This window comes from Methylotuvimicrobium sp. KM2, assembly GCF_038051925.1.
Classification (GTDB): Bacteria; Pseudomonadota; Gammaproteobacteria; order Methylococcales; family Methylomonadaceae; genus Methylotuvimicrobium.
The window spans coordinates 876,749-902,417 of record NZ_CP150634.1; the positions used below are offsets into that span (position 1 = coordinate 876,749).

The 25,669-nt window shown below is 48.6% G+C and carries 23 protein-coding genes; all 23 read left to right on the plus strand.

Features of this window, described 5'->3' with window-relative positions; translation table 11 throughout:
* The first annotated feature begins 376 nt into the window (after positions 1 to 376).
* On the plus strand, positions 377 to 979 hold the full coding sequence (locus WJM45_RS03865; protein ID WP_341327670.1) for a Uma2 family endonuclease: 603 nt from the start codon (positions 377 to 379) through the stop codon (positions 977 to 979).
* Between the two features lie 250 nt (positions 980 to 1,229).
* Complete coding sequence (locus WJM45_RS03870) at positions 1,230 to 4,277, plus strand: DEAD/DEAH box helicase (RefSeq protein ID WP_341327671.1); 3,048 nt, start codon at positions 1,230 to 1,232, stop codon at positions 4,275 to 4,277.
* Between the two features lie 25 nt (positions 4,278 to 4,302).
* Entirely contained in the window at positions 4,303 to 4,887 is a 585-nt protein-coding gene (locus WJM45_RS03875) for a Uma2 family endonuclease (RefSeq protein ID WP_341327672.1), read from the plus strand.
* A 219-nt stretch (positions 4,888 to 5,106) separates the two neighbouring features.
* Positions 5,107 to 5,703, plus strand: coding sequence for a Uma2 family endonuclease (locus tag WJM45_RS03880; protein WP_341327673.1), 597 nt, complete (start codon positions 5,107 to 5,109; stop codon positions 5,701 to 5,703).
* Between the two features lie 111 nt (positions 5,704 to 5,814).
* Positions 5,815 to 6,045 (plus strand): type II toxin-antitoxin system VapB family antitoxin, encoded by a 231-nt coding sequence (gene vapB / locus WJM45_RS03885; protein WP_341327674.1) that lies wholly within the window; start codon positions 5,815 to 5,817, stop codon positions 6,043 to 6,045.
* Entirely contained in the window at positions 5,990 to 6,454 is a 465-nt protein-coding gene (gene vapC, locus WJM45_RS03890) for a tRNA(fMet)-specific endonuclease VapC (RefSeq protein ID WP_341327675.1), read from the plus strand. Before vapB ends, vapC begins: the two co-directional genes overlap by 56 nt.
* On the plus strand, positions 6,454 to 7,860 hold the full coding sequence (locus tag WJM45_RS03895) for an MBL fold metallo-hydrolase (protein WP_341327676.1): 1,407 nt from the start codon (positions 6,454 to 6,456) through the stop codon (positions 7,858 to 7,860). Before vapC ends, WJM45_RS03895 begins: the two co-directional genes overlap by 1 nt.
* A gap of 143 nt (positions 7,861 to 8,003) precedes the next feature.
* Entirely contained in the window at positions 8,004 to 9,608 is a 1,605-nt protein-coding gene (locus WJM45_RS03900; protein ID WP_341327677.1) for an ATP-binding protein, read from the plus strand.
* 423 nt (positions 9,609 to 10,031) lie between these two features.
* A complete protein-coding gene (gene pseB / locus WJM45_RS03905; RefSeq protein ID WP_341327678.1) occupies positions 10,032 to 11,021 on the plus strand; it encodes a UDP-N-acetylglucosamine 4,6-dehydratase (inverting) in 990 nt (329 codons plus the stop codon).
* Between the two features lie 11 nt (positions 11,022 to 11,032).
* On the plus strand, positions 11,033 to 12,190 hold the full coding sequence (gene pseC / locus WJM45_RS03910; protein WP_341327679.1) for a UDP-4-amino-4,6-dideoxy-N-acetyl-beta-L-altrosamine transaminase: 1,158 nt from the start codon (positions 11,033 to 11,035) through the stop codon (positions 12,188 to 12,190).
* A 207-nt stretch (positions 12,191 to 12,397) separates the two neighbouring features.
* Positions 12,398 to 13,102: a pseudaminic acid cytidylyltransferase gene (gene pseF, locus WJM45_RS03915; protein ID WP_341327680.1), complete on the plus strand. Its 705-nt coding sequence runs from the start codon at positions 12,398 to 12,400 to the stop codon at positions 13,100 to 13,102.
* A gap of 41 nt (positions 13,103 to 13,143) precedes the next feature.
* A complete protein-coding gene (locus WJM45_RS03920) occupies positions 13,144 to 14,385 on the plus strand; it encodes a class I SAM-dependent methyltransferase (RefSeq protein WP_341327681.1) in 1,242 nt (413 codons plus the stop codon).
* A gap of 113 nt (positions 14,386 to 14,498) precedes the next feature.
* Complete coding sequence (locus tag WJM45_RS03925) at positions 14,499 to 15,179, plus strand: class I SAM-dependent methyltransferase (protein WP_341327682.1); 681 nt, start codon at positions 14,499 to 14,501, stop codon at positions 15,177 to 15,179.
* A gap of 17 nt (positions 15,180 to 15,196) precedes the next feature.
* Entirely contained in the window at positions 15,197 to 16,039 is an 843-nt protein-coding gene (locus tag WJM45_RS03930) for a transketolase (RefSeq protein ID WP_341327683.1), read from the plus strand.
* Positions 16,040 to 16,047: 8 nt separating this feature from the next.
* Positions 16,048 to 17,016, plus strand: a complete 969-nt coding sequence (locus WJM45_RS03935; protein WP_341327684.1) for a transketolase C-terminal domain-containing protein — start codon at positions 16,048 to 16,050, stop codon at positions 17,014 to 17,016.
* Positions 17,013 to 17,759, plus strand: a complete 747-nt coding sequence (locus WJM45_RS03940) for a 3-oxoacyl-ACP reductase family protein (RefSeq protein WP_341327685.1) — start codon at positions 17,013 to 17,015, stop codon at positions 17,757 to 17,759. The genes WJM45_RS03935 and WJM45_RS03940 overlap by 4 nt, the downstream gene beginning before the upstream one ends.
* Positions 17,752 to 18,978, plus strand: a complete 1,227-nt coding sequence (locus WJM45_RS03945; RefSeq protein WP_341327686.1) for an ATP-grasp domain-containing protein — start codon at positions 17,752 to 17,754, stop codon at positions 18,976 to 18,978. The genes WJM45_RS03940 and WJM45_RS03945 overlap by 8 nt, the downstream gene beginning before the upstream one ends.
* Positions 18,971 to 19,822 (plus strand): N-acetylneuraminate synthase family protein, encoded by an 852-nt coding sequence (locus WJM45_RS03950; RefSeq protein ID WP_341327687.1) that lies wholly within the window; start codon positions 18,971 to 18,973, stop codon positions 19,820 to 19,822. The genes WJM45_RS03945 and WJM45_RS03950 overlap by 8 nt, the downstream gene beginning before the upstream one ends.
* A 13-nt stretch (positions 19,823 to 19,835) precedes the next feature.
* A complete protein-coding gene (locus WJM45_RS03955) occupies positions 19,836 to 20,822 on the plus strand; it encodes a hypothetical protein (RefSeq protein WP_341327688.1) in 987 nt (328 codons plus the stop codon).
* Positions 20,822 to 22,780, plus strand: coding sequence for a hypothetical protein (locus tag WJM45_RS03960; RefSeq protein WP_341327689.1), 1,959 nt, complete (start codon positions 20,822 to 20,824; stop codon positions 22,778 to 22,780). Before WJM45_RS03955 ends, WJM45_RS03960 begins: the two co-directional genes overlap by 1 nt.
* A gap of 114 nt (positions 22,781 to 22,894) precedes the next feature.
* The gene (locus WJM45_RS03965; protein WP_341327690.1) at positions 22,895 to 23,776 is read left to right on the plus strand and encodes a flagellin; all 882 of its coding nucleotides are present in this window, start codon (positions 22,895 to 22,897) and stop codon (positions 23,774 to 23,776) included.
* Between the two features lie 63 nt (positions 23,777 to 23,839).
* Entirely contained in the window at positions 23,840 to 24,280 is a 441-nt protein-coding gene (locus WJM45_RS03970) for a flagellar protein FlaG (RefSeq protein WP_341327691.1), read from the plus strand.
* 25 nt (positions 24,281 to 24,305) lie between these two features.
* Positions 24,306 to 25,658 carry a flagellar filament capping protein FliD gene (fliD, locus tag WJM45_RS03975; RefSeq protein WP_341327692.1) on the plus strand — a complete coding sequence of 451 codons (1,353 nt, stop codon included), beginning with the start codon at positions 24,306 to 24,308 and terminating at the stop codon, positions 25,656 to 25,658.
* Positions 25,659 to 25,669: the final 11 nt, after the last annotated feature.

The following is a 25,669-nucleotide window of genomic DNA, read 5'->3' on the forward strand; positions in this document are numbered from 1 at the left end:
CGCTAACCTTTTTGGTGAGCGAAAGTTCTATACAAACGCGTAATAAGCTATTGAATTAACTTCCTATTCTTCATGATCTTCATGGTGAAATGCTTTTTCTAGGTTCATTTGCCTAGGCGAAGCTAGGCCTTCATGAACGTTACGATGGAGGAGAAAGCCTTGAAGACGGATTAATTGGAAAAAAGGTGATCCGTGATAATATCTCTGTACCCGATTCAAGGTATTACGTTTAATGTAGAAGAAACTTTATAAAACTTCGACACCGTGCTTTTCACATCTCTTATATCCCCATCAAAAGGTTCTGAGCACTTCGATTTAACCTAACTTTCTGATGCTTTATCATTGGTAGGGCTGTATAAAAAATTCGGAGCGGCCAATGGCTAAAATCAATCGATTATCACAGTTAGATCTTAATCGACACTACAGTTATGCCGATTATATGACTTGGCAGCTTGACGACATGATCGAGTTGATCAAAGGCAAAATCATGCTGATGTCGCCCGCGCCGAATGTTAAACACCAAGGCATCTCGGTTAATTTTACGCGGTTATTGGCTAATCATTTTCTTCATAAATCTTGCAAGGTGTTTGCCGCGCCTTTCGATGTCCGGCTGTATGACCGAAAAAAATCGGTATTAACTAGCCAAGACATTCACACGGTAGTGCAACCTGATTTATGTGTGATTTGCAATCCCGAGCTATTAGATTCGCAGGGCTGTAACGGTGCGCCTGACTGGATTATCGAGATATTATCGAAAGGTAATGCCAAACGAGAAATGAAATTAAAATACGAAATCTATCAAGAAAGCGGCGTAACAGAATATTGGCTCGTTTATCCGGAAGAGCAAGCCATTTATCAATTTGTCCTAAACGATGAAAGGCAATACCGCCTTAAGCACATGTATGCCAATGACGATGTTGCCGTCCCGCATTTGTTCCCTGAGCTGCAACTTGATGTGAATGAAATATTTGAGCTGTAAGGCGAAAATACCCGAAGCGACAAGCCGTTAAATTACGTTACTCCCTTTTGATTGAAAAACCGTCTAAGAATAAAAGGTATGGGATGTGTCTATCGAGGAACGCCGTAAACCCATCCATGGGGGCTTGGCGGCAGCTCCCTGCTGCCGACATCCTCGCTAGCCACACCCCATACCTTCATTAAAGTTAACCATTTATTGAGTATAAAGGGAGTAGAATACCCTAACTTCCGACTTCTTAACGGCAAACGCTATGGACAACGACTTTTTCCTTTTCGATACCGAACGACTGCATGCCGTCGCGGCCGATGACCGCGTAAAGCAAGGTCTGGCCTATTTTTCCGAGAACCGTGTGTTCGATCTCGATCTTCATGACGGCATTTTGTCGGCGCAGGTCGAAGATGAGGATGCCGATTTGCCGTATTATTTGGAATTGTCCGAAGGCGGGGATATGCAGCTTTATGTCGATTGCCGCTGCGGCGATCATCAGCCGGTTTGCAAGCATGCTGTCGCGGTCTTGTACGCTTACGCCGATCAGTTCGGTGGCGATGAAGAGACTCTGCTCGGTAGCGCGGTCGAGGAAGCGATCGCCGAACGCGCCAAAAAAGGCCGCAACGAAGTCCGTGTTAAATTGATCAGCGGCAATCTCGGTTTCGGTATTTGGCAGGCGTCGTCGATCCAATCGGCGACGCATTGGCAGCAAACCTATCAGGTGCAGATTCGTTCGCTCGACCAACGAATGAATTATTGCACCTGTCCCGATTTGGCAAGTAACCGCCTCGGCACTTGTAAACATATCGAAGCGGTCTTGCATTATGCGAGCAAGCAGCCCGAGTACAAAAAACTCAAACATGCCGGTTGTCCGGTGTCGTTCGTTTACCTGGCCTGGGAATCGGCGACGCATCCGGTGTTGCGCTTATACCGCAGTCCGCATATCGAAACGGACTTAGCAGAATTGCTCGCGCATTATTTCAATGTCGACGGCAGTTTCAACGGGCGCGTGCCGGAGGATTTTTTCAGATTCTCGGAACAAGTCTTCGGGCGCGAGGATTTACAATTGGGCGACGATGCGGTGCGCTATGCCCGGCAATGTGCCGAGGATGCCGTGCAAGCTGAGCGGGGTCGGCAGATTGCTCAGGAAATTCTGCGCGCAAACGGCGTGTTGTCTGGCATCAAGGCGCGTTTGTTTCCTTATCAAACAGAAGGCGTGGCGTTTTTGGCGTCGCGGGGGCGGGCGCTGCTTGCCGACGACATGGGGCTGGGTAAAACCTTACAGGCAATTACCGCGGCATCCTGGATGGCCGACAATCTCGGTATTCGGCGCGTCCTGATCGTTTGCCCGGCCTCGTTGAAATCGCAATGGGCGAGGGAAATCGAAAAATTTACTTCGCATACCGCGCGCATCGTGCAAGGCCCGGCCGAAAGCCGTTCGGTACATTACCGTGCCGATGCCTTGTTTTTCATTGTCAATTACGAATTGATCTTGCGCGATCTCAGCGTCATCACCGAAACGCTGAAACCGGATCTGGTGATTCTCGACGAAGCGCAGCGAATCAAGAACTGGCGTACCAAAATTGCTTCTTCCGTTAAATTGATTCCGTCGCGTTATGTGTTCGTGCTAAGCGGTACGCCGCTAGAAAATCGATTGGAAGACCTCTACAGTTTGTTGCAGGTGATCGACGCGCGCGTGCTCGGTCCGCTGTGGCGCTGTTTGCTCGATTTCCATGTGACCGACGAGCGAGGCAAGGTGATCGGTTATCGCAATTTGTCCGAATTGCGGCGGCGCATTGCGCCGGTCATGCTCCGTCGTAATCGCAGTCTGGTCAGCGATCAATTGCCGGACCGGACCGAAGTGCGCCTGGATATTCCGATGACGTCCCAGCAAATCGAACTGCACGGATCCGCGCTGTCCGCGGCCGGTTATATCGCACAAATCGCGAAACGCCGGCCGTTGACGCCGAGCGAACAAAACCGCTTCATGGCCGCGTTGCAACAAGCACGTATGGCTTGTAATGCCGCCGGTCTGGTCGATAAGGAAACCGAGGGTTCGCCGAAACTCGATGAAATGGCCGGCATACTCGAAGAGATTTGCCTCGAAAGCAGCCGCAAGGCGGTTATCTTCTCGCAATGGGCGCTGATGACTGAAATGGTCGAAGCTAAGGTTCGTGCGATGGGACTTGGCTGCGTGCGATTGCATGGCGGCGTGCCGAGCGAGAAGCGCGGCGAATTGATGGAGCGCTTCGAAAAGGACGATGCGGTGCAGGTGTTCATTTCGACCGATGCCGGCGGAACAGGCTTGAATCTGCAATCGGCGACCGTGTTGATTAATTTGGACATGCCGTGGAATCCTGCCATTTTGGATCAACGCATCGCGCGTATTCATCGTTTGGGGCAGAAGGAGAATGTGCTAATTTTTTTGTTGTTGTCCGAGGATTCCTACGAACAGCAAGTCGCGAAACTGGTGCAAAACAAGCGCGATCTGTTCGACAATGTCATCGATCCCGAGGCTTCCGAGGATGTCGTCGGCGTGTCGAAAAAAATGCTGCAGACATTGATCGATGAGCTGGCAGCAACGGAGCCCTCGGCAGACACGGAAAATAAGCCGCCGTTGCTGGAGCTGGAAGAAAGCCTCGAAACGGAATCCGCCGATCAGTCCGAAAAACCGCTTAAACATACGGAGCCTGCCGTCAGCGAGGACGAATCCGATAGCGCGATTCGGCAATTAATCGTGAATATACAGAACTGTTTCGGCACACGTATCGAACGCATACTTGGCGCAGGCGGCGGGTTGCTGGTCGTTTTGAATGCGGTTGACTATGCCGACGAAGATAACGCGCGCAACCTGTCCGAGCCCGATGTCCCGGTGGCGCTTATCGACCGGCGAACCTTGGCCGGTTTACAGCGTCTCGGAGCCGCTTCGCCGGTCGCGCAAACCGAAGTACTGTTCGAGTCGGGAGAGAGCGAAGCCGAACCGGTCAGCCCGTTGCATCGAACGGCCGAAGACAAATTGAAATCGGCTGAATTGCTGTGGTCGCAGCATGCGAATGCCGGCGTGATGGACTTATTGACTGCGGCTTTATTGGCGAAAGCCGCGGCGATCAGCGGTAAGACTCAGTCGCTACCGGCTGAACAGGCAACCGTTTGGCTGTACGGCGAATTATTGCCTCAACAGCGCGTCACGCAAGAACAAGCTGCCGCATTTGCACGGGTGTTTTCGTTAGGCCAAGTGCCGTCAGTTCCGGATGCATTGATCGAACAATGCCTGACCGACGTACGCTGGCTATTGTCGGTGCTGGCTTGATAGATAACATCGGAGGGTGATTATCATGCGCGTCAACTATGCCGAAAACCGCTTGAGCGAAGCAGACTATCTGGAAGGCGAACGAGACGGTCGAATCCGGCATGAATTGATTGACGGCCATGCCTATGCGATGACCGGCGCGAGCGATAAGCACAATAAAATAGCCGTAAATTTGACCTTTCAATTGATGGCGGCATTGAGAGAAAAAGGCTCCGGTTGTTTTCCTTATTCGATGGACATGAAAGTCAAAGTACAAAACGACTTTTATTATCCCGATGTGATGGTGGTCTGCGACCGGCAGGACCTCGAAAGCGACTATTACAAAACCCATCCGGTCGTCATTATCGAAGTGCTGTCGCCGGCGACACGGCGCATCGACAAAACTTTAAAGCGCCAAGCTTATTTGTCTTTGGAATCGTTACAGGAATACGTGCTGATCGAGCAAGATAAGGCAGAAATCGAAGTGTTTACGCGGCAAAACGGTTGGCAGGCGGCTTATTATTATCTCGGCGATACGATTCATTTTGAATCGATCGATACGAGTATTTCGGTCGAGGATATTTATTACCAGGTTGATAACGGCGATGTCTTGGCATTTTACGAAGCTTGACTCATTGAGTATTCTACTCCCTTTATACTCAAAAATTAGTTAACTTTATGAAGGTATGGGGTGTGGCTAGCGAGGATGTCGGCAGCAGGGAACGCTGCCGTCAAGCCCCCATGGATGGGTTTACGGCGGTCCTCGATAGACACATCCCATACCTTTTATTCTAAGACGATTTTTCAATCAAAAGGGAGTAGATTGCTTTATTATCACAGAGGTGCGGTCATGAGACTCAACTATGCCGAACACCGCTTGAGAGAAGCGGATTATCTGGAAGGCGAGCGAGACGGTCAAATCCGGCATGAATTGATCGACGGGGTTGCCTATGCGATGACCGGCGCGAGCGACAAGCATAATAAGATTAGCGGCAATATTTTTGCCGAGTTTAGAAATGTGTTGAAACAAAGAAAATCGCCATGCACTGCCTATATCAACGACATGAAAGTCAAAGCACAAAACGACTTTTATTATCCCGATGTAATGGTCGTTTGCGACCGGCAGGATCTCGAAAGCGACTATTACAAAACCCATCCGGTCGTCATTGTCGAAGCGCTGTCGCCGGCGACGCGGCGCATCGATAAAACCTTGAAACGCCAAGCCTACCAATCCTTGGAGTCGCTGCAGGAATATGTGCTGGTCGAACAAGATAAGGCAGAAATCGAAGTGTTTACGCGGCAAAACGGTTGGCAGGCGGCTTATTATTATCTCGGCGATACGATTCATTTTGAATCGATCGATGCGACTATTTCGGTTGAGGATATTTATTATCAAGTCGAAAACGAGGATGTCTTGGCATTCATTCAGGAAAAACAGCAATCTTGAATCTATCAAGCCGCTTATTTCAATGCCGAAAACGCTTATCGATTGACAGGTGGACATTTTTTGCTAGCATGGATATACAGTTTGTATATCTCGGTAAAGAGGAGGGCTAGTATGGTTCAAACGACGGTGTTCAAGAATAACCGAAGCCAAGCGGTTCGGTTGCCCAAGGAAGTCGCATTGCCGGACGGCATAAAATCGGTCGACGTCATTGCGGTCGGTAATAGACGCATTATTTCGCCGGCCGGCACGGCATGGGACGATTGGTTCGAAGGGGCGGGCGTCTCCGATGACTTTATGGGCGAAAGAAATCAGCCCGAGGTGCAACGAAGAGAGGCGTTCTGAGTTGCTGAAATACATGCTCGATACCGATACCTGCATTTTCACGATCAAAAGAAGACCGGTTCATCTCAAACGCTTATTCAATGCGCACATCGGCCAACTCTGCATTTCTTCGGTAACGTGGGGTGAATTGGTCTATAGCGCTGAAAATTCAGAACAGGTTGAGCGTAATTTATTGGACATCGAAGGTTTTGCCGCGCGTCTTGAAGTTCTTTCTTTCGACGCGCATGCTGCAAGACAATTCGGTCAGATCAAGGCCGAGTTGTCACGCGCAGGCATGACGATTGGCGCTTACGATATGATGATTGCTGGGCATGCGAGAAGTCAAGGCTTGATTGTCGTTTCCAATAATGTCAGAGAATTTAGCCGCGTAAGCGGGATTCGTTTGGAAAACTGGCTCGAAAACAACTAATGTATCCAACAATCGAACATCACGGCGCAGTCGAAGGCGTTACCGGCTCCTGCCACGAACTGAAGATCGACGCCGACGATTCCGTGTTGATCGATTGCGGTCTGTTTCAAGGCGCGGAGGTCTCGAATGACGGCGCGGCCTTCGACAAACTGCAGATCGAATTTCCGGTCGAATCTGTCCGCGCGTTGATCGTCACGCATTGCCATATCGATCATGTCGGCCGCATACCTTATTTGCTGGCCGCCGGTTTTGACGGGCCAATTTATTGTTCGCAGCCGACGGCAGAATTGTTGCCGCTGGTGCTCGAAGATGCGGTGCAGGTCGGATTCACGCGCGACAAGGCGCTGGTCGAGCGTTTCATCGGCTTGATTCGGTCCAAGATAATCGCCGTGCCTTACGGACAATGGCAGTCGGTGCCGCTGAGCGCTAAAACCGGCAATCAATTGAAAATCAAGTTCAAACCGGCCGGGCATATCCTTGGCTCGGCCTATGTCGAATGCGATGTCGGGATCGGCGGGCAACATAAACGCATCGTGTTTTCCGGCGATTTGGGCGGCCCCTATACGCCGCTTTTGCCATCGCCGAAATCGCCTTATCGGGCCGACGTGCTGGTGCTCGAAAGCACCTACGGCGACCGTTTGCATGAAAACCGGCGGAAACGTAAAGCCATGCTGAAGCAATTGATCAGCCATTGCCTGCAAAATCGCGGCGCGATTCTGATCCCGGCGTTCAGTATTGGACGCACGCAGGAGCTCCTGTACGAACTTGAAGAACTGATTTATCGATACCGGGAAGAAACCGTAGCGAAAGGCTTGGCATGGGAAGACCTCGAAGTTATCGTCGACTCGCCGCTCGCGAATCGCTTCACCGAAGTTTACCGTAAGCTCAAACCGCATTGGGACGCCGAAGCCAAGCGGAAGCTGCGCGCCGGGCGGCATCCGCTGGCCTTCGAGCAGATCACGACGATAGACTCGCATCAAGATCATTTGAACACGGTCGAATATTTACAGAAAACCGCGCGACCCTGCATTGTGATAGCCGCGAGCGGCATGTGCGCGGGCGGGCGCATAGTCAATTATTTAAAAGCGCTAATCCAAGACGAGCGCACCGACATTCTGCTGGCCGGCTATCAAGCCGAAGGCACGCCGGGCCGGGCCATTCAGACTTACGGACCGAAAAAAGGTTATGTCGAATTGGACGGGCGGCGCTATACGATCAATGCCGGCGTGTATCAGTTGAACGGCTATTCCGCGCACGCCGACAGAGATTCGTTGATTCGTTTCGTCAAAGGCATGCGGGTCAAACCCTCGGAAATTCGTTTGATTCATGGCGACCGGAAAGCTAAGGCGGCATTACAGCATGCTTTGCTTGAAATCGTGCCCGATTCGAACGTGCTGATTCCTTGATTCGATTACCAAATTCCGGAAATACAGAATTAACGCGGAAAGGATTGAATCATGTCATTGCAAGCACTTCCAATCGGTCTCAATACATTGTCGGTGATACGCGAACAAGACTTGGCCTATATCGGCAAAACACCCGTTATTTGGTGCAACTAACTGAATTGGAATCGGCGATGAGCGACTTGAAAAAACTGCCTCTGGCGATACAAACTTTCGCCGAAATCCGCGAGAATCCTTATTGCTATGTCGACAAAACCGAGCATATTCGGAGAATGATCGACAGCAGTAAAGCCTATTTCTTATCACGCCCACGGCGCTTCGGCAAAAGCTTGCTGGTCGACACGCTAAAAGAACTGTTCGAAGGCAATCAAGTTTTGTTCGAAGGCTTATTTATTTATGATAAATGGAATTGGAACTTAACCTATCCTGTCATCAAAATCGATTTCGCCTCGGGCATCTTGCAAAGCCGAAAGCAACTCGACGAGCGCATTGAAATCATCTTGGCGGAAAATCAACAAAGGTTAAGCGTCGAGTCCCGCAACGAGCGAGCGGATATTCCGGGAAAGTTTACGGATTTAATCTTAAAAGCGCACGAACAATACGGTCAAAAAGTCGTCGTCTTGGTCGATGAATACGACAAGCCGATCTTGGACAATATCGATGATTCGGAACGCGCCGCCGAACTGCGCGAAGGGTTGAAGAATTTGTACTCGGTACTCAAAGGCCAGGACGCGCATCTGCAATTCATATTCATGACCGGCGTGAGCAAGTTTTCGAAGGTCAGTTTATTCAGCGGCCTTAATCAGTTGCACGACATTACCCTGCATGAGGACTATGCGACAATTTGCGGTTACACGCAGCATGATCTGGAAACCACTTTTGCCGGCCACCTGGAAGGCGTGGACTGGCAGCAACTGAAAACCTGGTATAACGGCTATCAATTTCTCGGTGAGGCGGTCTATAACCCTTATGATATATTGCTGTTTATCAGCGGCAACCGCCGTTACCGCAATTATTGGTTCGAAACCGGCAATCCGAGCTTCTTGATCAAACTGTTTCAGCAAAAAGCTTACTTTCTGCCGGACTTGGAACAACTGGAGGTTTCCGAAGAAATACTGGACTCGTTCGATGTCGAAGCGATAGACCCGGTCACCTTGCTGTTTCAAGCAGGCTATTTGACGATTGAAAAAGCGTATACGGGATTTGACGGTCAATTTACGTTTCAACTCAAAGTGCCCAACCGCGAAGTCCGGCAAGCGCTAAATTCGCATCTGATCAATGGCTATACCCAAACACTGGCTAGCGAAAAACTCAAAATTCAGCATCAGGTATTCGACTGCTTGAATCAAGGCGATCTGCCGCAATTGCAAACCGTCTTACAACGTTTATTCGCAGCCATACCGTGGCGCAACTTTACCAACAATGACTTACCCGATTCCGAAGGCTACTACGCCAGCGTGCTCTATGCGTTTTTTGCTAGTTTGAATGCTACGATCATTCCGGAGGATACCACGAACCGAGGCCAAGTCGACTTGGCCGTAGAGCTGGGCGATTTCATCTACGTCATGGAAATCAAGCTGGACAAAAGTGCCGACTACCAAGTGCAAACGCCGAATCCGGCTTTGCAGCAAATTCAAGGCAAAGGTTATGCGAAAAAATATCGGAATCAGGGAAAAACGCTTTTTGAAGTTGGGTTAATTTTCAACCGGTCCCAACGTAATTTGGTACAGCTCGATTGGCTGCCGACTTAAGAAAGGTCGTTCGCGATTGATGATGTTGCATAATGATGCGCGAAAACACAAACCATCGTTTTAGGCTAAACTATCCAAATGCTATTTCAATCGTCTAATGATCTGAATTCAAATTCAAGGAAAATTCCGAAGTTATAGTTATCACGGGTAAAATGCTATCCTGGATAGCAAGTCGATTTAGTTAGAACGTCATATTCGCGAAGAAGCAGGGATCCAGTGTTATGCGCGGCATGCTTTTTCATCCATAGGGCTTGGTTTACAATTCAAAATCTTATGCAGCTACCCTATAGCGAGTCGGGCAGGATAGGTTGCCTAGGAATAATTCCCTGCCGGAATAACGTTATCAACAATTTGCGAACAATTGGCTGAACGATCTTACAAATCAGGGCATGCTTTCAAAGCAAAAAAATAAAGAACAGAATCATGCTACAAGGAAAAAATATATTGATAACCGGCGGTACCGGGTCCTTCGGAAAGCAATGCGCAAAAGTATTGTTGGAGCGTTACGATCCAAATAAACTGGTTATTTTTTCTAGGGATGAGCTCAAGCAATATGAAATGCGGCAGGTTTTTAATCAAAAATGCATGCGCTATTTTATTGGCGATATCAGGGATCAAAGTCGTTTGAAGAGAGCGCTGGAAGATATCGATATCGTGATACATGCGGCCGCACTCAAACAGGTGCCGGCTGCCGAATACAATCCTTTTGAGTGCATCAAGACCAATGTATTGGGCGCGCAAAACCTGATCGAAGCCTGTTTAGATACCGGGGTGCAACGGGTGGTGGCACTCTCGACTGACAAAGCCGCCGCGCCAATCAATCTCTATGGCGCTACCAAGCTATGTTCCGATAAGCTGTTTGTGGCCGCCAATAATATTAAAGGCTCTAGAGATATACGCTTTAGTGTCGTGCGTTATGGTAATGTTATGGGTAGCCGAGGCTCGGTAGTCCCGTTTTTTTTGCAACAACGTAAAACCGGTATTTTGCCGATTACCGACCCGGAGATGACGCGCTTTAATATCAGTCTTCAAGAGGGCGTGGATATGGTGCTCTGGGCGATCGAGAACGCCTGGGGGGGGGAAGTGCTGGTGCCGAAGATTCCCTCGTATCGGATTACCGATTTAGCGATGGCTATTGGTCCGGAATGCGAACACCGGATAGTCGGGATTCGTGCCGGCGAAAAAATCCATGAGGAAATGATCACCGTCAGCGATAGTTTCAACACGGTCGATTTAGAATCCTATTATGCGATTTTGCCGGCGGGAGCCGCATACAACATGAAAAATTATTGCGCCCGCACCGGCTCGCAAAAAGTTCCTCCCGGATTTCGATATGATAGCGGTAGCAATGAGCGTTTTTTATCGATCGATGAATTACGTTTGTTGGTCGATAGCTTTAGGAATCATGAATAAGGTTGTTTGGAATGATACCCTATAGCCGGCAAAGTATTTCAGAGGACGATATTCAAGCTGTGGTCGAGGTGCTAAAGTCCGATTTTTTGACGCAAGGACCTGTTGTTCCTCGGTTTGAGCAATCCGTGGCCGATTATTGCCGGGCTAGTCATGCCGTGGCGGTCAACAGCGCTACGTCAGCCCTGCATCTTGCCTGTCTGGCGCTGGATGTCAAGTCGGGCGATATGGTTTGGACCAGTCCGATCACTTTTGTCGCCAGTGCCAATTGCGCGCTGTATTGTGGCGCCGGTGTCGATTTTGTCGACATCGACCCCGATACCTATAATCTAAGCGTAGAATGCTTGACGAAAAAATTAGCCGAGGCCGAGTGCCAAGGTCGCTTGCCCAAGGTTGTGATTCCAGTGCATTTCGGCGGGTTGTCTTGCGATATGGTAGCGATCCGCGAATTAAGCCGGCGCTACGGTTTCAAAATTATCGAAGATGCCTCGCATGCGATTGGTGGACGATATCGTGACGAACCGGTCGGAAATTGTCGTTATTCCGACATCACCGTATTCAGTTTTCACCCTGTGAAAATTATGACTACCGGCGAAGGCGGCATTGCTGTGACGAACGATATCGAACTTGCCCGAAGAATGGCTTTGCTGCGCAGTCACGGTATCACCCGCGATGCAAATCAAATGACGCATGAACCGGACGGGCCCTGGTATTATCAGCAAATCGAGCTGGGTTTCAATTACCGGATGACCGACTTGCAAGCAGCGTTGGGGCTGAGTCAGCTTAAACGGTTGGATATATTTGTCGAGCGCCGGCATCAGTTAGCCGGCCTTTATAGGCAAAGGCTGATAGATTTTCCGGTAAATTGGCAACTGCAACCGAATGACTGTCGTTCTGCTCTTCATTTGTTCGTTATAAGGTTGCAGAATTCGCGAATAGGCAAATCCCATTTGGAAGTATTTCGTCTGTTGCGTAATTCGGGCATAGGCATCAACATGCACTATATTCCTGTTCATTTACAACCATATTATAAAAACAAAGGTTTTCAGCTAGGCGACTATCCGGAAGCCGAAAAGTATTACGGCGAAGCAATCTCATTACCTCTTTATCCCGACTTGACTGAATGGCAACTTTGCGAGGTAGCTAAGGTTTTGGGGGCAAGTTTAAATTAGGTTCGGTTGAATCAATGACTGCAAATCAAATCAGAGCCTCCAACTTTTATTAGGCTCTATATCTAACGGAATAAAGACAATCAACTGGGTTGTTTAATATTTGAATGGCGAAGTGTAATAAAATGATAGTCCTTGATTATTTTGGTTAATAAGGGGTGTGAATAATTGAGGCTTTTTTGTCTCGGTTGTGAATTTAATGGAGCACGAGTGAAAATAGCTGTAATACCCGCACGGGGCGGAAGTAAACGTATTCCACGTAAGAACATCAAGGATTTTTGTGGCAAGCCGATAATTGCTTGGTCTATCGAAGCGGCCAAAGTTAGCGACCTGTTCGATCATATCATCGTGTCTACCGATGATGAGGAAATCGCAGAGGTTGCCAGGAACTGGGGCGCAGAAGTACCATTCATGCGGCCTGCAGAATTGTCCAATGATTTTACTGGTACGGGCGCTGTAACCCGGCATGCTTTGAAATGGTCGCTAGAACATTACGGAGATATCGAGTGCGTATGTACTCTGTATGCTACCGCTCCTTTCATTCGTGCTGCGGATTTACGCGCCGGTTATCAAGCCTTAGTTGATCAAGCTAAGGCGGCTGCTTTTACCGTGACCAGTTTTCCATATCCAATTCAACGGGCATTGAGGATTACCTCCTCTGGAGGGGTTGAAATGATGCAACCCGACTATAGAATGACGCGTTCCCAAGATTTGGAGCCTGCTTATCATGATGCCGGTCAGTTTTATTGGGAGCGCACTCCAGCATTATTGCAGGATACTTTATTGCCGGCGGATTTAGTGTTACCTATCGTGTTGCCGCGCCATCAAGTACAAGACATCGATACCGAGGAAGATTGGATACGAGCGGAATTGATGTTCAAAGTTTGGTTTCAAATTCAAAAAAACGCAGTCTAAAACGTATCGGGCTTCAAACACAATTACAAAAGGATAAAAACATGAGCAACGAAACCAAGCTGCCCTGGGTTAGCATAGATAGCTTCGTCGGTAATCAAACCGATCCCTCTCTGACTTGCCATCGGCCTTGCCCTGTTTGCGATAGTTTGCGGTATCGGGTGTTGTTGGAATTCAAAGATTTTCAATTTTTTAGCGATGCGGTCGAATCGCCTAAACGGACGACAGTTCGTAACGTGCAATGCTTAGATTGCCAAGCGATTTACCTGAATCCTTGCTATAGCTCGGTTGGGTTTGATTATTTATTTGCGGAGGCGGGCTGTAGTTACGGGGCCAGTGAGGGACGTCCGCTGGAACAACAGAGTTGGCTGGTCGCAAGAAGTTTGCTGAATACTGGAGTAAACTTGTTGGACATTGGTTGCTACGACGGTCGGTTTTTAAGTCAGTTGCCAACAAATATACGCCGTATAGGGGTCGACATCGATGCCATTGCCATTGCTAACGGTTTGGCCCAATACGGGGAGGCGGACTTAGAATTGGTGCATGGAGCTTTCGAATCATTTACATGCCCGATACAACCCGATGTCATCACCATGTTTCATGTATTGGAACATTTGTCCAATCCGCTGGCGGTACTACGGCATTTGCACAACTTATCCCATGCCGATACTAAGTTAGTAATTGAAGTGCCAGTGATCGAGTTCGGCAACACCAACGATATTAACGGTTTTTTGTCCGTGCAGCACATGACTCATTTCAGTCTTAATAGTTTGCGGCAACTATTGCAACGTGCGGGATGGCTGTTGTTGGAAAGCCAAAAAATAGAGGGTTACAATGGTTACCGGGTGTTGGTGCAGCCCGGCGAGGTAAGGGACGCCGTGCTCTCCAATTCTGGTGATTTGGGGTTGGCGCATGCGTATTTGGCGCATTGGTTTACCAATTTAGCGACGGTCGAAAAACGGATTGCCAGTTGTGCCGATGTGCCACGCATGGTGATATGGGGCGGTGGGATGCATAGCGAGTTTGTGTATCAGATAACTTCTTTATTTAGGCAAAATCGTAAACGCCAATATATCGTGGTTGACAGCGACCCATTGAAACAAGGTAAAAGTTGGCGAGGCTTACCGATTTTTTCATCCAAGATTCTGTCTGAGATGGATTGGACGGAATGTCGCTTGTTGGTTTCCAGCTACGGCAGTCAGGAGCGGATGGTTACCTCGGCCTTGGAGTTGGGCGTGCCGGCTGAAGCGTTAGTATGTTTGTACGATATGATTCATGTCTATTAGATATTAGGACAAGCTTATTCGTTATCGATTACCTGACGGTTTTTAATGTGCCTTTAAAGCCTCTTAGGAATTAAATAACCATTTTTGAATGAAAGAAATTTTAGAGATAAATCATGAGCCTCAAGTTTATACGCCCTCACGTTGTTTTCAATTTGATCGACCAAGCCGAAGACTGTTTCAACGAAATGCGCTTGGTCGTCCCTAATCGCCATACCTATACCGGCGGTAGCCCGACGTTGTTGGAAAAAGCGTTGATTTACGCCTTAATGAAATACGCTAATCCCAAACGGATATTTGAGTTCGGCACCTATGTGGGTGCTACCACACGGCTTTTTCATGATAATAGCCAGGCCCAAATCTACACCATTGACATAGGCAATTTGACTCAGGAAATCTTGGATAAAGAGGTCAATCACGCAGATATCGAATTGATCAAGAAAACCCAGGCGGCTGGGTCGAATCATATTAAAGGTTTGGATAGAATTACCAAAATTCTTTGCGATTCGACGCAGTATGATTATTCACAATTGCCTACTTTCGATTTTATCTGGATAGACGGCGGCCACGATCTTTTTGTCGCTAAACCCGATACCGAACATGCTTACCAAATACTCGATAAAACTAATCCGAATGCCTGTGTCGCTTGGCACGACTATAACAGTGATTTATATCCCGAGTTGACGCAATATATCAATGAGATAGCCAACGATAGGGATATATTTTATATTGAGGGTACGATGCTTTGTTTCGCATTACCTAACCAAGCCGTCGATTTGCCTTCCTCGCTGTATTAATTAATTTATATCCCACCATGAACGAATTATCGATTAAAGCCAATCAGATTCGACGCGATGCCTTATTCTCGATTTACCATGCCGGTTCCGGTCATCCCGGCGGTGCGTTGTCCTGTGCCGATTTGTTGGCCTACTTGTTTTTTGCGGAGGGCGGCAAAACCAAACAAGACCGTTTTATACTATCCAAGGGTCATTCTTGCCCGATATTGTATGCTGTGCTGGCGGAAGCCGGTTGGATTCCAAAATCGTCTCTGATATCTTTGCGTAAACTAGGTTCGCCGTTGCAAGGTCATCCGCATGTGTCTGTCATGCCTGCGGTTGAAGCAAGCACTGGTTCCTTGGGACAAGGATTTTCGATTGCGATCGGAATGGCAATGGGCTTGCGTCAACAAAACGACCCATCGCGAGTTTACGTCATGTTGGGCGACGGCGAACTTCAAGAGGGAGAGGTTTGGGAAGGTGCGATGTGCGCTGCGCAATTCGAACTGGATAAACTTTGCGCGATTGTTGATTACAATAAAATTCAGAGTGATGACTTCAATGATAATATCATCGGCTTGGAGCCATTGCGGGCCAAGTGGGAAGCCTTCGGTTGGCTTGTCGTTGAAATCGATGGTCACGACTTCGAGCAGATTGATGCCGCCTTTATTACTGCCAAAAGTTCGAGCTGCAAACCGGTGGTTATAATCGCGCATACAGTTAAAGGTCAGGGCGTGTCCTACATGGCTGGCGTGCCGGCCTGGCACGGCAGCGTTAAGTTACGTGCCGAAGAACTCCAACAGGCTTTGCGCGATCTCGGCACCGAAGAAGACCGGATACCCGCCTATCTTGACGGCAGTATTTGGAGTGAACGATCATGAGCGAGCAGATGCAAACTATCTCAGCGCCGGTGTTGATTGGTACCAGCGGCGATTCCCTTCGTGAGGCCTTCGGCAGAACCCTGGTCAAACTGGCAGCCAGTCACGCCGATTTTGTCGTGTTCGATGCCGATGTGGCCGGCGGCACCGGCGTTCACCATTTCCGCAAGGCATATCCCCAACGCTTCTTCCAATTCGGTATCGCCGAGCAAAACATGACTGCGGCGGCCGGAGGATTTGCCGCCACTGGCGCGCCGGTATTTGTGACCACTTTTGCCGTGTTTACTTTGCGGGCGTTGGAGCAGGCAAGGCTAGCGGTTGCTTATCCCAAGCGCAATGTCAAAATTGTCGCCAGTCATCCCGGTCTCGATGTCGGCCCGGATGGTGCGTCGGCACAATGCCTTGAGGACTTGGCCGTATTCCGATCCATGCCCAATATGGTGGTAGTGTCGCCGGCCGATGCCTTAGAAGTTGAGCAAGCCACGTTTGAAATCTTGAATTATCAAGGTCCTGTTTATATGCGTACTGGACGCAGTCCCGCGCAACGTATCTTGCCAGCCGATTATCGTTTTGAATTGGGTAAGGGCAAGATTTTGCGCAACGGCAGCGACGTTACAATAGTGGCCTGCGGTGTTGAAGTAGCAAGGGCCCTTGATGCAGCAGACGCGCTGGCAGATCGAGGTATTTACGCACGCGTGGTCAACATGGCTACGCTCAAACCCTTAGATAGCAATTTATTGAAAATTTGCGCCGAAGAGACAGGCTGTTTTGTAACTGCGGAAGACCACAATATCGTCGGCGGTTTGGGTGGTGCGGTGGCGGAGTCCTTGGCGAGAATTCATCCCTGCCCGATCGAATTCATTGGCATTCGCGATAGCTTCGGCGAGTCGGGAGAGCCTGACGAATTGGCGGAGAAATACCAATTGACTAGCGAGTATATCGCTAACGCGGCGATCAAGGTCATCGGGAGAAAAGTATGACGCAAGATAAAGTTGCATTGGTTACCGGATCCAGTCGCGGTATCGGGTTGATGATTGCCAGAGCGTTGAGTGATGCCGGTCATGCCGTGGCATTGGGTTATGCTAGAAATGCTTCGCTGGCTAGCGCTGAAGCCGAGAAGATCGTTCGCGCCGGCGGTAAAGCGATAGCTGTCGAAATCATGATTGAGGACCGGGGTAACGTGCGACGAGCTATTGCACGAGTCACCAGTGAGTTTGGCGACATCGGCATATTGGTCAACAATGCTGCGATTGCTCAAGAAAAGCCCTTCGAAACCATTACCGACGAAGATTGGAACCGGATGATGGATGTCAATCTGAGAGGCGCCTTTGTATGTTCGCAAGAAGTCATCAACGGCATGCAGAAGAGATCATGGGGGCGCATCATCAATATCACATCGATCGGTGGGCAGTGGGGAGGCGTTAACCAGGTCCATTATGCCGTCGCCAAAGCTGGACTGATCGGTTTGACGCGGTCCTTGGCCAAGGTGTATTCGAAATTTGGGATAACCACAAACGCCATCGCTCCTGGGTTAGTGCAGACCGATATGTCGACCAATGAATTAAATACGGAAGCAGGCCGGGAGAAAGTCAAAAACATACCGGTCGGTCGGATAGCAACAGTGAATGAGGTGGCATCGGTCGCGGCTTTTCTGGCCAGCGACGATGCAGCCTATATCACCGGCCAGACTATCAACGTCAACGGAGGCATGTATTTTGGTTAAGACGCTGCTGATCGTCGGCGCTGGGGTGGAGCAGGTACCGGCTTACGAATTGGCCAAAAGGCGAGGTTTTTTTGTGGTCGGTAGCGATATGGACCCCGGCGCGCCAGGCTTTGCATTAGCCGATCATGCTATTCTGGTTTCTACTCGAGATGCTGAAGGGACGCTGGCGGCAGCACAATCGTTTCACCAAAGGCATCCGATCAACGGTGTCATGACTATTGCCAATGACGTACCTTATACGGTAGCTAGAGTGGCGGACGCGCTAGGCTTGCCTTCAATAGATTTGGATGCGGCACGCGCGGTAATTGACAAATTAGTCATGAAGCGGCGCTTTTTAGATTATGGCGTTGCTTGCCCTTGGTTTACTCAGGTTGATACCGCCGATGAATTACAGCATGTCTTAGCTACTGAACCGAGACATCGCTTCGTATTAAAACCGGTAGACGGTCGCGGTGCACGCGGAGTTTTATTGATTGATAACTCCGTGGATGTCGACTGGGCTATTTCGGAGTCTCGGTCTTGGGGCGATTGCGGTAGGCTGATTTTGGAGCGATTCATTCCCGGAATGCAGCTATCAACTGAATCGTTTTTATTGAACGGCAAATGTTATACGCCGGCGATCGCAGAAAGAAATTACGCGCGCCTCGAGCAGTTTAAACCCAACATCATCGAAGATGGAGGAACAATTCCGGCACTGCTAGATCAAAGTCAATTAGCTTCAATCGACGATTTGTTGTTACGAGGTGCGGCGGCGCTTGGGATTACAGAAGGTATTGTCAAAGGGGATTTGGTAATAGATGAACAAGGCCGTCCTATGATCATCGAATTGGCTGCACGTTTGTCGGGTGGATGGTTTGCCACCAAACAAATTCCGGAGGCTTCTGGGGTTAATCTGGTGGAAGCAGTGATGGATCATGCTTTGGGCAATCCAGTACAAATCGATGACTTGGTGCCTAAACAGCAGCGAGCCACGGCTATTCGATATTTCTTTCCTCCAGCAGGCAAAATTTTAGCCATTCATGGTGAAGCGGAGCTGAAAACTGTTCCAGGACTACTTAGTTACAGTTTTTACCGAAATGTCGGCGAAATGCAGCCGACAGTCAAGGCGCACCATGACCGTTTCGGTTATGTATTGGTGTCAGCCGATACTCGGGACGAGGTTCTTCAACGAGTCGAGCAGGCCATTAATAGTATAGAAGTTGAGGTTATTAGTGGTTAAATTTATTGCCGAAGTATCCAGCAACCACCGCTGTGATTTGGAGCGTAGCTTGGCCTTTATTGATACAGCCGCCAAAGCCGGTTGCCAGGCAATCAAGTTTCAGTTATTTAAGATTGATCGGTTGTTTGTCCCGGAAGTGTTAGCCAATTCCGAAAAGCATCGCAAGCGCAGAGAGTGGGAGTTGCCGGTGGAATTCTTACCTGCTTTGGCTAAGCGATGTCAAGATAAGGGTGTTGAGTTCTCTTGCACGCCATTTTATCTTGAGGCAGTCGCTGAACTCGAGACCTATGTCGATTTTTATAAAATTGCATCGTACGAGCTTTTGTGGGGGGACTTGCTCATTGCATGCGCTCTTACCGGCAAACCGGTAGTGCTGTCAACAGGCATGGCTACTATGGAGGAGATTCAACATGCAGTCGATGTGTTGAAAAATAACGGATGCCCTGCACCGGTTTTGTTACATTGCACTTCCTCTTACCCGACGCCTTACGCCGAGGCCAATCTTGCTGCGATCGATACCCTAAGACGAGAGACGGGTTGCGAGGTTGGTTGGTCGGATCATACCGTTGAACCGGCAGTCATCCATAGGGCCATTCACAAATGGGGGGCTAAGGTGGTCGAATTTCATCTCGATCTGGATGGCAAGGGTGAGGAATTTGCGGCCGGGCATTGCTGGCTACCCGATCAGATCGCTGCCGTAATAAAGGATGTGAATAAGGGCATCGAAGCGGATGGTGATGGCGTCAAGGAGCCTGTTCCGTCGGAATTGCCCGATCGTATGTGGCGGGCAGATCCTATTGATGGTTTGCGGCCCTTGAAAGAAACTCGAGACCGATTGAAATAACGTCAGCCTACCAATGAATGTTCTCATTGTATGCCATGCAGGAAGTAAGGTCGGGCTTGGGCATTTAACCCGGTCTCTAGCCGTTGCGCGTATCGTGCGGCAGGCATTTGACGTAAGCATTCGCTTTTTGATTCAAGGCGATCCGATCGCAAATCCTGAATTGCAGCAATATGAACACTGTTTTTTGTCGATTGGCGAGGATTTGACGAAAATGATCGAGAGGCAACTTGATACGTCAGTTTCTCAATTGATTATTTTCGATCTATTTCCAGAGTGGTTGCCGATCGATTTAGCGAAACTCTTGAAAAATTTGCGAGCCAAGGCTTGCAAAATCATTGCCGTTGACGGTTTACTCAGTTATCAAGATCATTTGGATCTGATTGTCATGCCGTCTTTCCGTTGCCCGCCGGAGGTAGTGGAGAGTCAAGGGACTCCAGTGATATATGGTTGGGATTGTTTTTTGCTGAATCCCAAGGCTTATCCTAGGCTTTGGTGTCGTGGCAATCATGTATTGGTTCTGAGCGGCGGTGCGGATGTTACGGGCTTGGGGCAGAGGCTACCAAGGCTTTTGTTAGATACTTTGCCGCATAATACGCAAGTCAATTGGGTGATCGGCCCCTATGCAAGGCAACCCGACTTTCCCGAATCATCAACAGTAATGTTCAACAATCATCAGGCGCCCTCCAGTCTCGATGAACTGATGCTTGATGCTCACTATGCCGTTACGGTGTATGGCGTCAGTTTTTTTGAACTGCTCTATTACGGCATACCCACAGTGGTGTTTTCGCCCTATGGCAATAAGGATGATGACGAGCTAGGTCTGATCGCGAAGGAGAATGTTGCTTTGGTGGCCCGTGATGAATTGGATGCGCTGGAAAAACTGCGGAACTTGATGGCGGATGATGAAATGGCCTCCGCGTTTTCTATCGCCGCTCAAGAAAAAATGGCTGCGGCTAATGGCGGGCGCCTTGTGCAAGCGCTGAACGAGTTATTGGTTTAATGTCGCACGCCTATCTTATTTTTCATTTGAACTTGGCTTTCTCGTCGATTCCTACTGAGGCTCGCCCCGAGGTTATTCGCAAGTGTTATTGGCCTTTACTGGAATTAATCCGTAAAACGAAGGTTCCTGTTGGAATCGAGTTAACCGGGTGGACGCTCAATCAAATAGTTGAGATCGAACCTGAGTGGGTTGATTGTTTTCGGAGCATGTTGCGAAGCGGGCAGTGCGAGTTGATCGGTAGCGGTTGGTCGCAAATTATCGGACCCTTGGTGCCCTACCAGGTTAATGTCCGGAATCAAGCATTGGGCCTGGATGCATATCGGCAGTTATTGGATGTCGTGCCAAACATTGCATTAGTCAACGAAATGGCTTATTCGACGGGTTTGGTCGACGTTTATGCCGAAGCGGGTTATCGAGGCATTATCATGGATAGGGATAATGTAAGGCTCGCATTAGGGTTGGAACACAGCCCGCTATCTACGATGCCTACGCATGCGCAAGGGTGCGGTGAAATTTCTTTGCCTGTTTTATGGTCCGATTCGATTTTATTTCAGCGTTTGCAGCGGGTGGTGCATGGGGATATCCTCGTATCGGAATATACATCTTATATCAAGCGACGTATCGAACAGGGCGAGAGAATGTTGCCTATCTATTGTAACGATGCGGAGATTTTTGATTACCGCCCCGGTCGATTTGCGACCGAGTCCAGGTTGCACTCGGAAGGCGAGTGGTTGCGGTTCGAAAGAGTTTTGAAACAATTACAAAGCGAATGCGAATTGAACTGGCTTAGTCCGAGCCAGGCGTTGTCAAGGCAGGTTGGCGATACGGAAAAAAAAATATCCAGGCTCACTTCGATAATCCAACCCGTCCCAGTTAAGAAGCAGGCCAAATATAATATTAATCGTTGGGCGGTGTCGGGGAGAGATGATTTATGGCTCAATACAGTTTGCCATCAATTATGGCAAGCGATGCAGAAAAGCGGCGAGGATTCTTCCGAATGTTGGCGGGAAGTTTGTGAGTTATGGGCTAGCGATCTACGTACTCACATCACCGACTTGCGGTGGCAAGAAACGCTTGATCGGATTGTCCGATTAAAATTGAAGTGGGCGCTTGCCGATTCTGTTCCGCGAGAACACCGAAAGCCTCAAAAGATATCGGAATCCGTGCTTATCGAAAATGATGAGGAAGGGATTTTTCTTACAATAAACACGCCGGCATTGAAATTAGTGCTGAATAAGCGGCGTGGTATGACAATCCATACTTTGGCGTTCAAATCGCAGGGTTTCGCTGCACTGATCGGCACATTATCTCAAGGATATTTTCAGACTATTGAATTAGGTGCGGATTTTTATTCCGGCGGGGTTTTGATAGAAATTCCAAGTCAGCATGCCCGGTTGACTGATTTGGAATGGGTAAGCCCTCAGGTTCAGCAGTTTGGTAGCGAATTGTCTATTTCTGCGGTAATCGCTTTTGATCAGGGTAAGTTGCGAAAAACTATTCTGGTGGATACCGTTGCCGAGAAAGTACGGTTACGTTATGAATTCGACGATTATGAGAGACCATTGGGATCGGTGCGTGTGGGCAAGGTGACTTTGTTGCCTGAAGTATTTACGGGAGATTTGACAATTGAAAGTGTCAATGGGGGGGCTGGAAAGGAGTTGTTTTGTTTGAATCGAAATGTCGATTACGGTAAGGCAGCATCGGTGCTGGTGTCCAGTTCGTCGGCCTTAGCTTGTACTGATGGCAGAGTTTGTATTCGTGACGATTTGGGCAATGGGGTCGAGTTGGAATGGCATCCTGCTGTTTCAGCGGCAATCGTAATGTTGCAGCATGTTCACACTTATGGTGCTCATTTGACTCGATTATGGTTTTCATTGTCAGAACTGGACGATACTTCTCGCCGAGGCGGACGTTTATTACCCTTTGAGTTTGAAATAAAACCATTAAAAAAAGATTAAAGTAATTTTGTTGATTGACGATAACTCTAGTGAGTTTAGAAACTTCTTTTCAACAATCAAAATAGCATTGTTTCGGATTGAAATTACATCTGAGGCGAGGTGGAGGATAACATCATGGCAATGGTCATCAACACAAACATCGGTTCGCTGAACAGTCAACGGATGCTGAATAGTACCAATAATTCGCTGAAAACCTCTATGGAGCGGTTGTCTTCGGGGTTGCGCGTCAACTCCGCAAAAGACGATGCGGCCGGATTAGCGATCGGGAATAAAATGACTTCGCAGATCCGAGGTATGACAGTGGCTATTAGAAACGCCAACGACGGCATTTCGATGGCGCAGACGGCTGAAGCCGCAATGGGCTCTATTACGGAAACCTTGCAAAGGATGCGGGATTTGGCTGTGCAATCGTCAAACACGGGTGCAGTGAATGCCGCCGACCAATCAAAGTTACAAACAGAATTTGAGCAGCTTCAAAAAGAAATAGGCCGAATTATTACCAATACCGAATTTAACGGTAAGAAAATTTTAAATGGCGGATTGTCCGGGCAGGTCTTTCAAGTAGGCGCCAACACGACTTCAGATAACCGGATTTCGCTAACTGTAAATAATCTATCGGCAGCAGCTTCAACCGGGTTGGGATCCATACTATTATCGGCTGTAGTGATTGGCGGCTCGGCCGGGACGAGTGCAGGCGCCACAGCAGTGACCGCAGGTTCTGTCGGAGCGGTCATCGATGGTTTGGATAGAGCGTTAAGCAGAATCGATACGTTTCGTTCTACTTTGGGCGCGATGCAAAACCGCTTTACGACTACGATTAGCAACCTGCAGTCTTCGATTGAAAATCAAAGCGCTGCGCGGTCGCGGATCATGGATGCCGATTTTGCCGCCGAAACCGCTGCTCTAAGTCGAAACCAAATTCTGCAGCAAGCCGGAGTCGCGATGCTGTCGCAAGCAAACCAAGCCCCGCAAACAGTGCTTAGTTTGTTGAGATAAAGTGGTAAGATGTCGGATGCCCTTTATCGGGCATCCGAAACAAGGGTGAGTTAGAGGTGGGTTATGAATAATGATATTTCAAATGTCACCAGGCTAGGTTTTACATCTTCACCACAAGGCGACGGCAATGCCGCTAAATTTCAGGCTGTTAAAAACAAGCATACAGAGCAAGTAGTTCCGCCGGATAATGTTCAACGAGTTAATAATAAGGATTCATTGGGCCAAGAGAGAGAATCTGACGGTAAACAAACTGATAATTTGATTTCGTTGGAGGATGTCAAGCAGTTGGCGGAGCAAGGGAATAAAGTATTGGCGGAGGCTCAACGGAATCTGCAATTTAAAGTGGATGAGACTACCAATCAAGTGGTGGTTAGCGTGGTCGACCAAAAAAGCGGCGAGGTTTTGCGGCAAATACCCAGCGATGAGGTTTTGGCGCTAGCGAAGCGTTTGAAGGAATTGGATGGCGAGCAATTGCAGGGCGTGTTTTTGAAGGAGCAGGCATAGTTTTTATTTAAATTGGGAGTGGGTTATGGCAATCACATCTGCATTAGGTATAGGTAGTGGGATAGATATCAATGGCTTGGTAAGCCAATTGGTTAGAGCCGAAGGTCAGCCGGCTTTTAATGCTATTAATCGCCAAGAATCGTCTGTTAAATCTCGGCTAAGCGCCTTGGGAACTCTCAACAGTGCTTTGTCGAGCTTTCAAACCGCGGCGAATAAACTCAAGACAGATGGCTTGTTCAGTAAGCATCAAGCATTTTCATCGAATGAAAATATAGCGACAGCAACGGCGGGAACCCTTGCCATTGCCGGTAGCTATAGTCTGAAAGTCAACCAGCTTGCGACTTCGCATAAATTAATTACAGGCGACGGGGCCGGTTATTCGGGTTATAACGCCGAAGTGGGTACCGGCGAATTGACGTTGTCTGTGGGCGGTAACGAATTTTCACTTAACATCGGCGCTACCAATAATACATTGAGCGGTATTCGCGACGCGATTAATAATGCGCAGGATAATACCGGAGTGACTGCAAGTATTATTAGTGTCGACGACGGCTTTAAACTAGTGCTGACCAGCAAAGAAACCGGTAGCGAAAATGCGATAGCAATTTCTTCATCGGCTCCGGGTTTGACAGAGCTGGCCGTCAACATGCAAGAGCAGCGTGCGGCTAAAGATGCAATCATTGAAGTGGATGGCCAAATTGCCACGCGCAGTAGTAATTCCATTTCCGATGTTATATCGGGCGTAACCTTGGATTTAAAGGTTGAAGATCCGGACACCGTATTCGCTTTAGACGTATCGATTGATAGTGCAGCCATTACCGATGCGGCGAATGATTTTGTCAAGGCATATAACGGTCTAATGACTGTGGTCAAGGATTTGGGAAAATACGATGCTGGATCGAACGTGGCCGGCGCGTTAATCGGCGACTCGACTCTGAGAAGTATTCAAAGCCAGATACGCACTGATGTATCGAGGCCTGTCGAGTCCGCTTCTAATGAATCGAACTCTTTGGCGCTAATCGGAATAACCGTTGATCGGAACGGTGTTATGTCGTTGAATAACTCAGTATTCAGTGAGAAATTGAATGGCGATCTAAAGTCGATCAGCGATATTTTTTCATCGACCGACGGTATTGCCAATCGCTTAAGCGAACGTTTGACACAATATTTGCAACCTGGCGGCACCTTGGATTCAAGAACCAAGTCGCTAAATAATCAGCTCAGAGGATTTGAAACACGCAGGGAAAATGTGCAGATTAGGCTGGATAATCTGGAAAATGCCTTAATGAAGCAATTCATTGCGATGGATACCGCAGTTGGGCAGTTTCAGTCGACTGGTGCTTTCGTTTCTCAGCAATTGGCGCTGCTCAATAAATAATCAATTAGGAT

What these genes read in the sequence shown, in the direction of transcription:
- WJM45_RS03865 (WP_341327670.1), top strand. Translation starts at nt 377, where the DNA reads ATGGCTAAAATCAATCGATTATCACAGTTAGATCTTAATCGACACTAC.
- WJM45_RS03870 (WP_341327671.1), top strand. Translation starts at nt 1,230, where the DNA reads ATGGACAACGACTTTTTCCTTTTCGATACCGAACGACTGCATGCCGTC.
- WJM45_RS03875 (WP_341327672.1), top strand. Translation starts at nt 4,303, where the DNA reads ATGCGCGTCAACTATGCCGAAAACCGCTTGAGCGAAGCAGACTATCTG.
- WJM45_RS03880 (WP_341327673.1), top strand. Translation starts at nt 5,107, where the DNA reads ATGAGACTCAACTATGCCGAACACCGCTTGAGAGAAGCGGATTATCTG.
- vapB (WP_341327674.1), top strand. Translation starts at nt 5,815, where the DNA reads ATGGTTCAAACGACGGTGTTCAAGAATAACCGAAGCCAAGCGGTTCGG.
- vapC (WP_341327675.1), top strand. Translation starts at nt 5,990, where the DNA reads ATGACTTTATGGGCGAAAGAAATCAGCCCGAGGTGCAACGAAGAGAGG.
- WJM45_RS03895 (WP_341327676.1), top strand. Translation starts at nt 6,454, where the DNA reads ATGTATCCAACAATCGAACATCACGGCGCAGTCGAAGGCGTTACCGGC.
- pseB (WP_341327678.1), top strand. Translation starts at nt 10,032, where the DNA reads ATGCTACAAGGAAAAAATATATTGATAACCGGCGGTACCGGGTCCTTC.
- pseC (WP_341327679.1), top strand. Translation starts at nt 11,033, where the DNA reads ATGATACCCTATAGCCGGCAAAGTATTTCAGAGGACGATATTCAAGCT.
- WJM45_RS03920 (WP_341327681.1), top strand. Translation starts at nt 13,144, where the DNA reads ATGAGCAACGAAACCAAGCTGCCCTGGGTTAGCATAGATAGCTTCGTC.
- WJM45_RS03925 (WP_341327682.1), top strand. Translation starts at nt 14,499, where the DNA reads ATGAGCCTCAAGTTTATACGCCCTCACGTTGTTTTCAATTTGATCGAC.
- WJM45_RS03930 (WP_341327683.1), top strand. Translation starts at nt 15,197, where the DNA reads ATGAACGAATTATCGATTAAAGCCAATCAGATTCGACGCGATGCCTTA.
- WJM45_RS03935 (WP_341327684.1), top strand. Translation starts at nt 16,048, where the DNA reads ATGCAAACTATCTCAGCGCCGGTGTTGATTGGTACCAGCGGCGATTCC.
- WJM45_RS03940 (WP_341327685.1), top strand. Translation starts at nt 17,013, where the DNA reads ATGACGCAAGATAAAGTTGCATTGGTTACCGGATCCAGTCGCGGTATC.
- WJM45_RS03955 (WP_341327688.1), top strand. Translation starts at nt 19,836, where the DNA reads ATGAATGTTCTCATTGTATGCCATGCAGGAAGTAAGGTCGGGCTTGGG.
- WJM45_RS03960 (WP_341327689.1), top strand. Translation starts at nt 20,822, where the DNA reads ATGTCGCACGCCTATCTTATTTTTCATTTGAACTTGGCTTTCTCGTCG.
- WJM45_RS03965 (WP_341327690.1), top strand. Translation starts at nt 22,895, where the DNA reads ATGGCAATGGTCATCAACACAAACATCGGTTCGCTGAACAGTCAACGG.
- WJM45_RS03970 (WP_341327691.1), top strand. Translation starts at nt 23,840, where the DNA reads ATGAATAATGATATTTCAAATGTCACCAGGCTAGGTTTTACATCTTCA.
- fliD (WP_341327692.1), top strand. Translation starts at nt 24,306, where the DNA reads ATGGCAATCACATCTGCATTAGGTATAGGTAGTGGGATAGATATCAAT.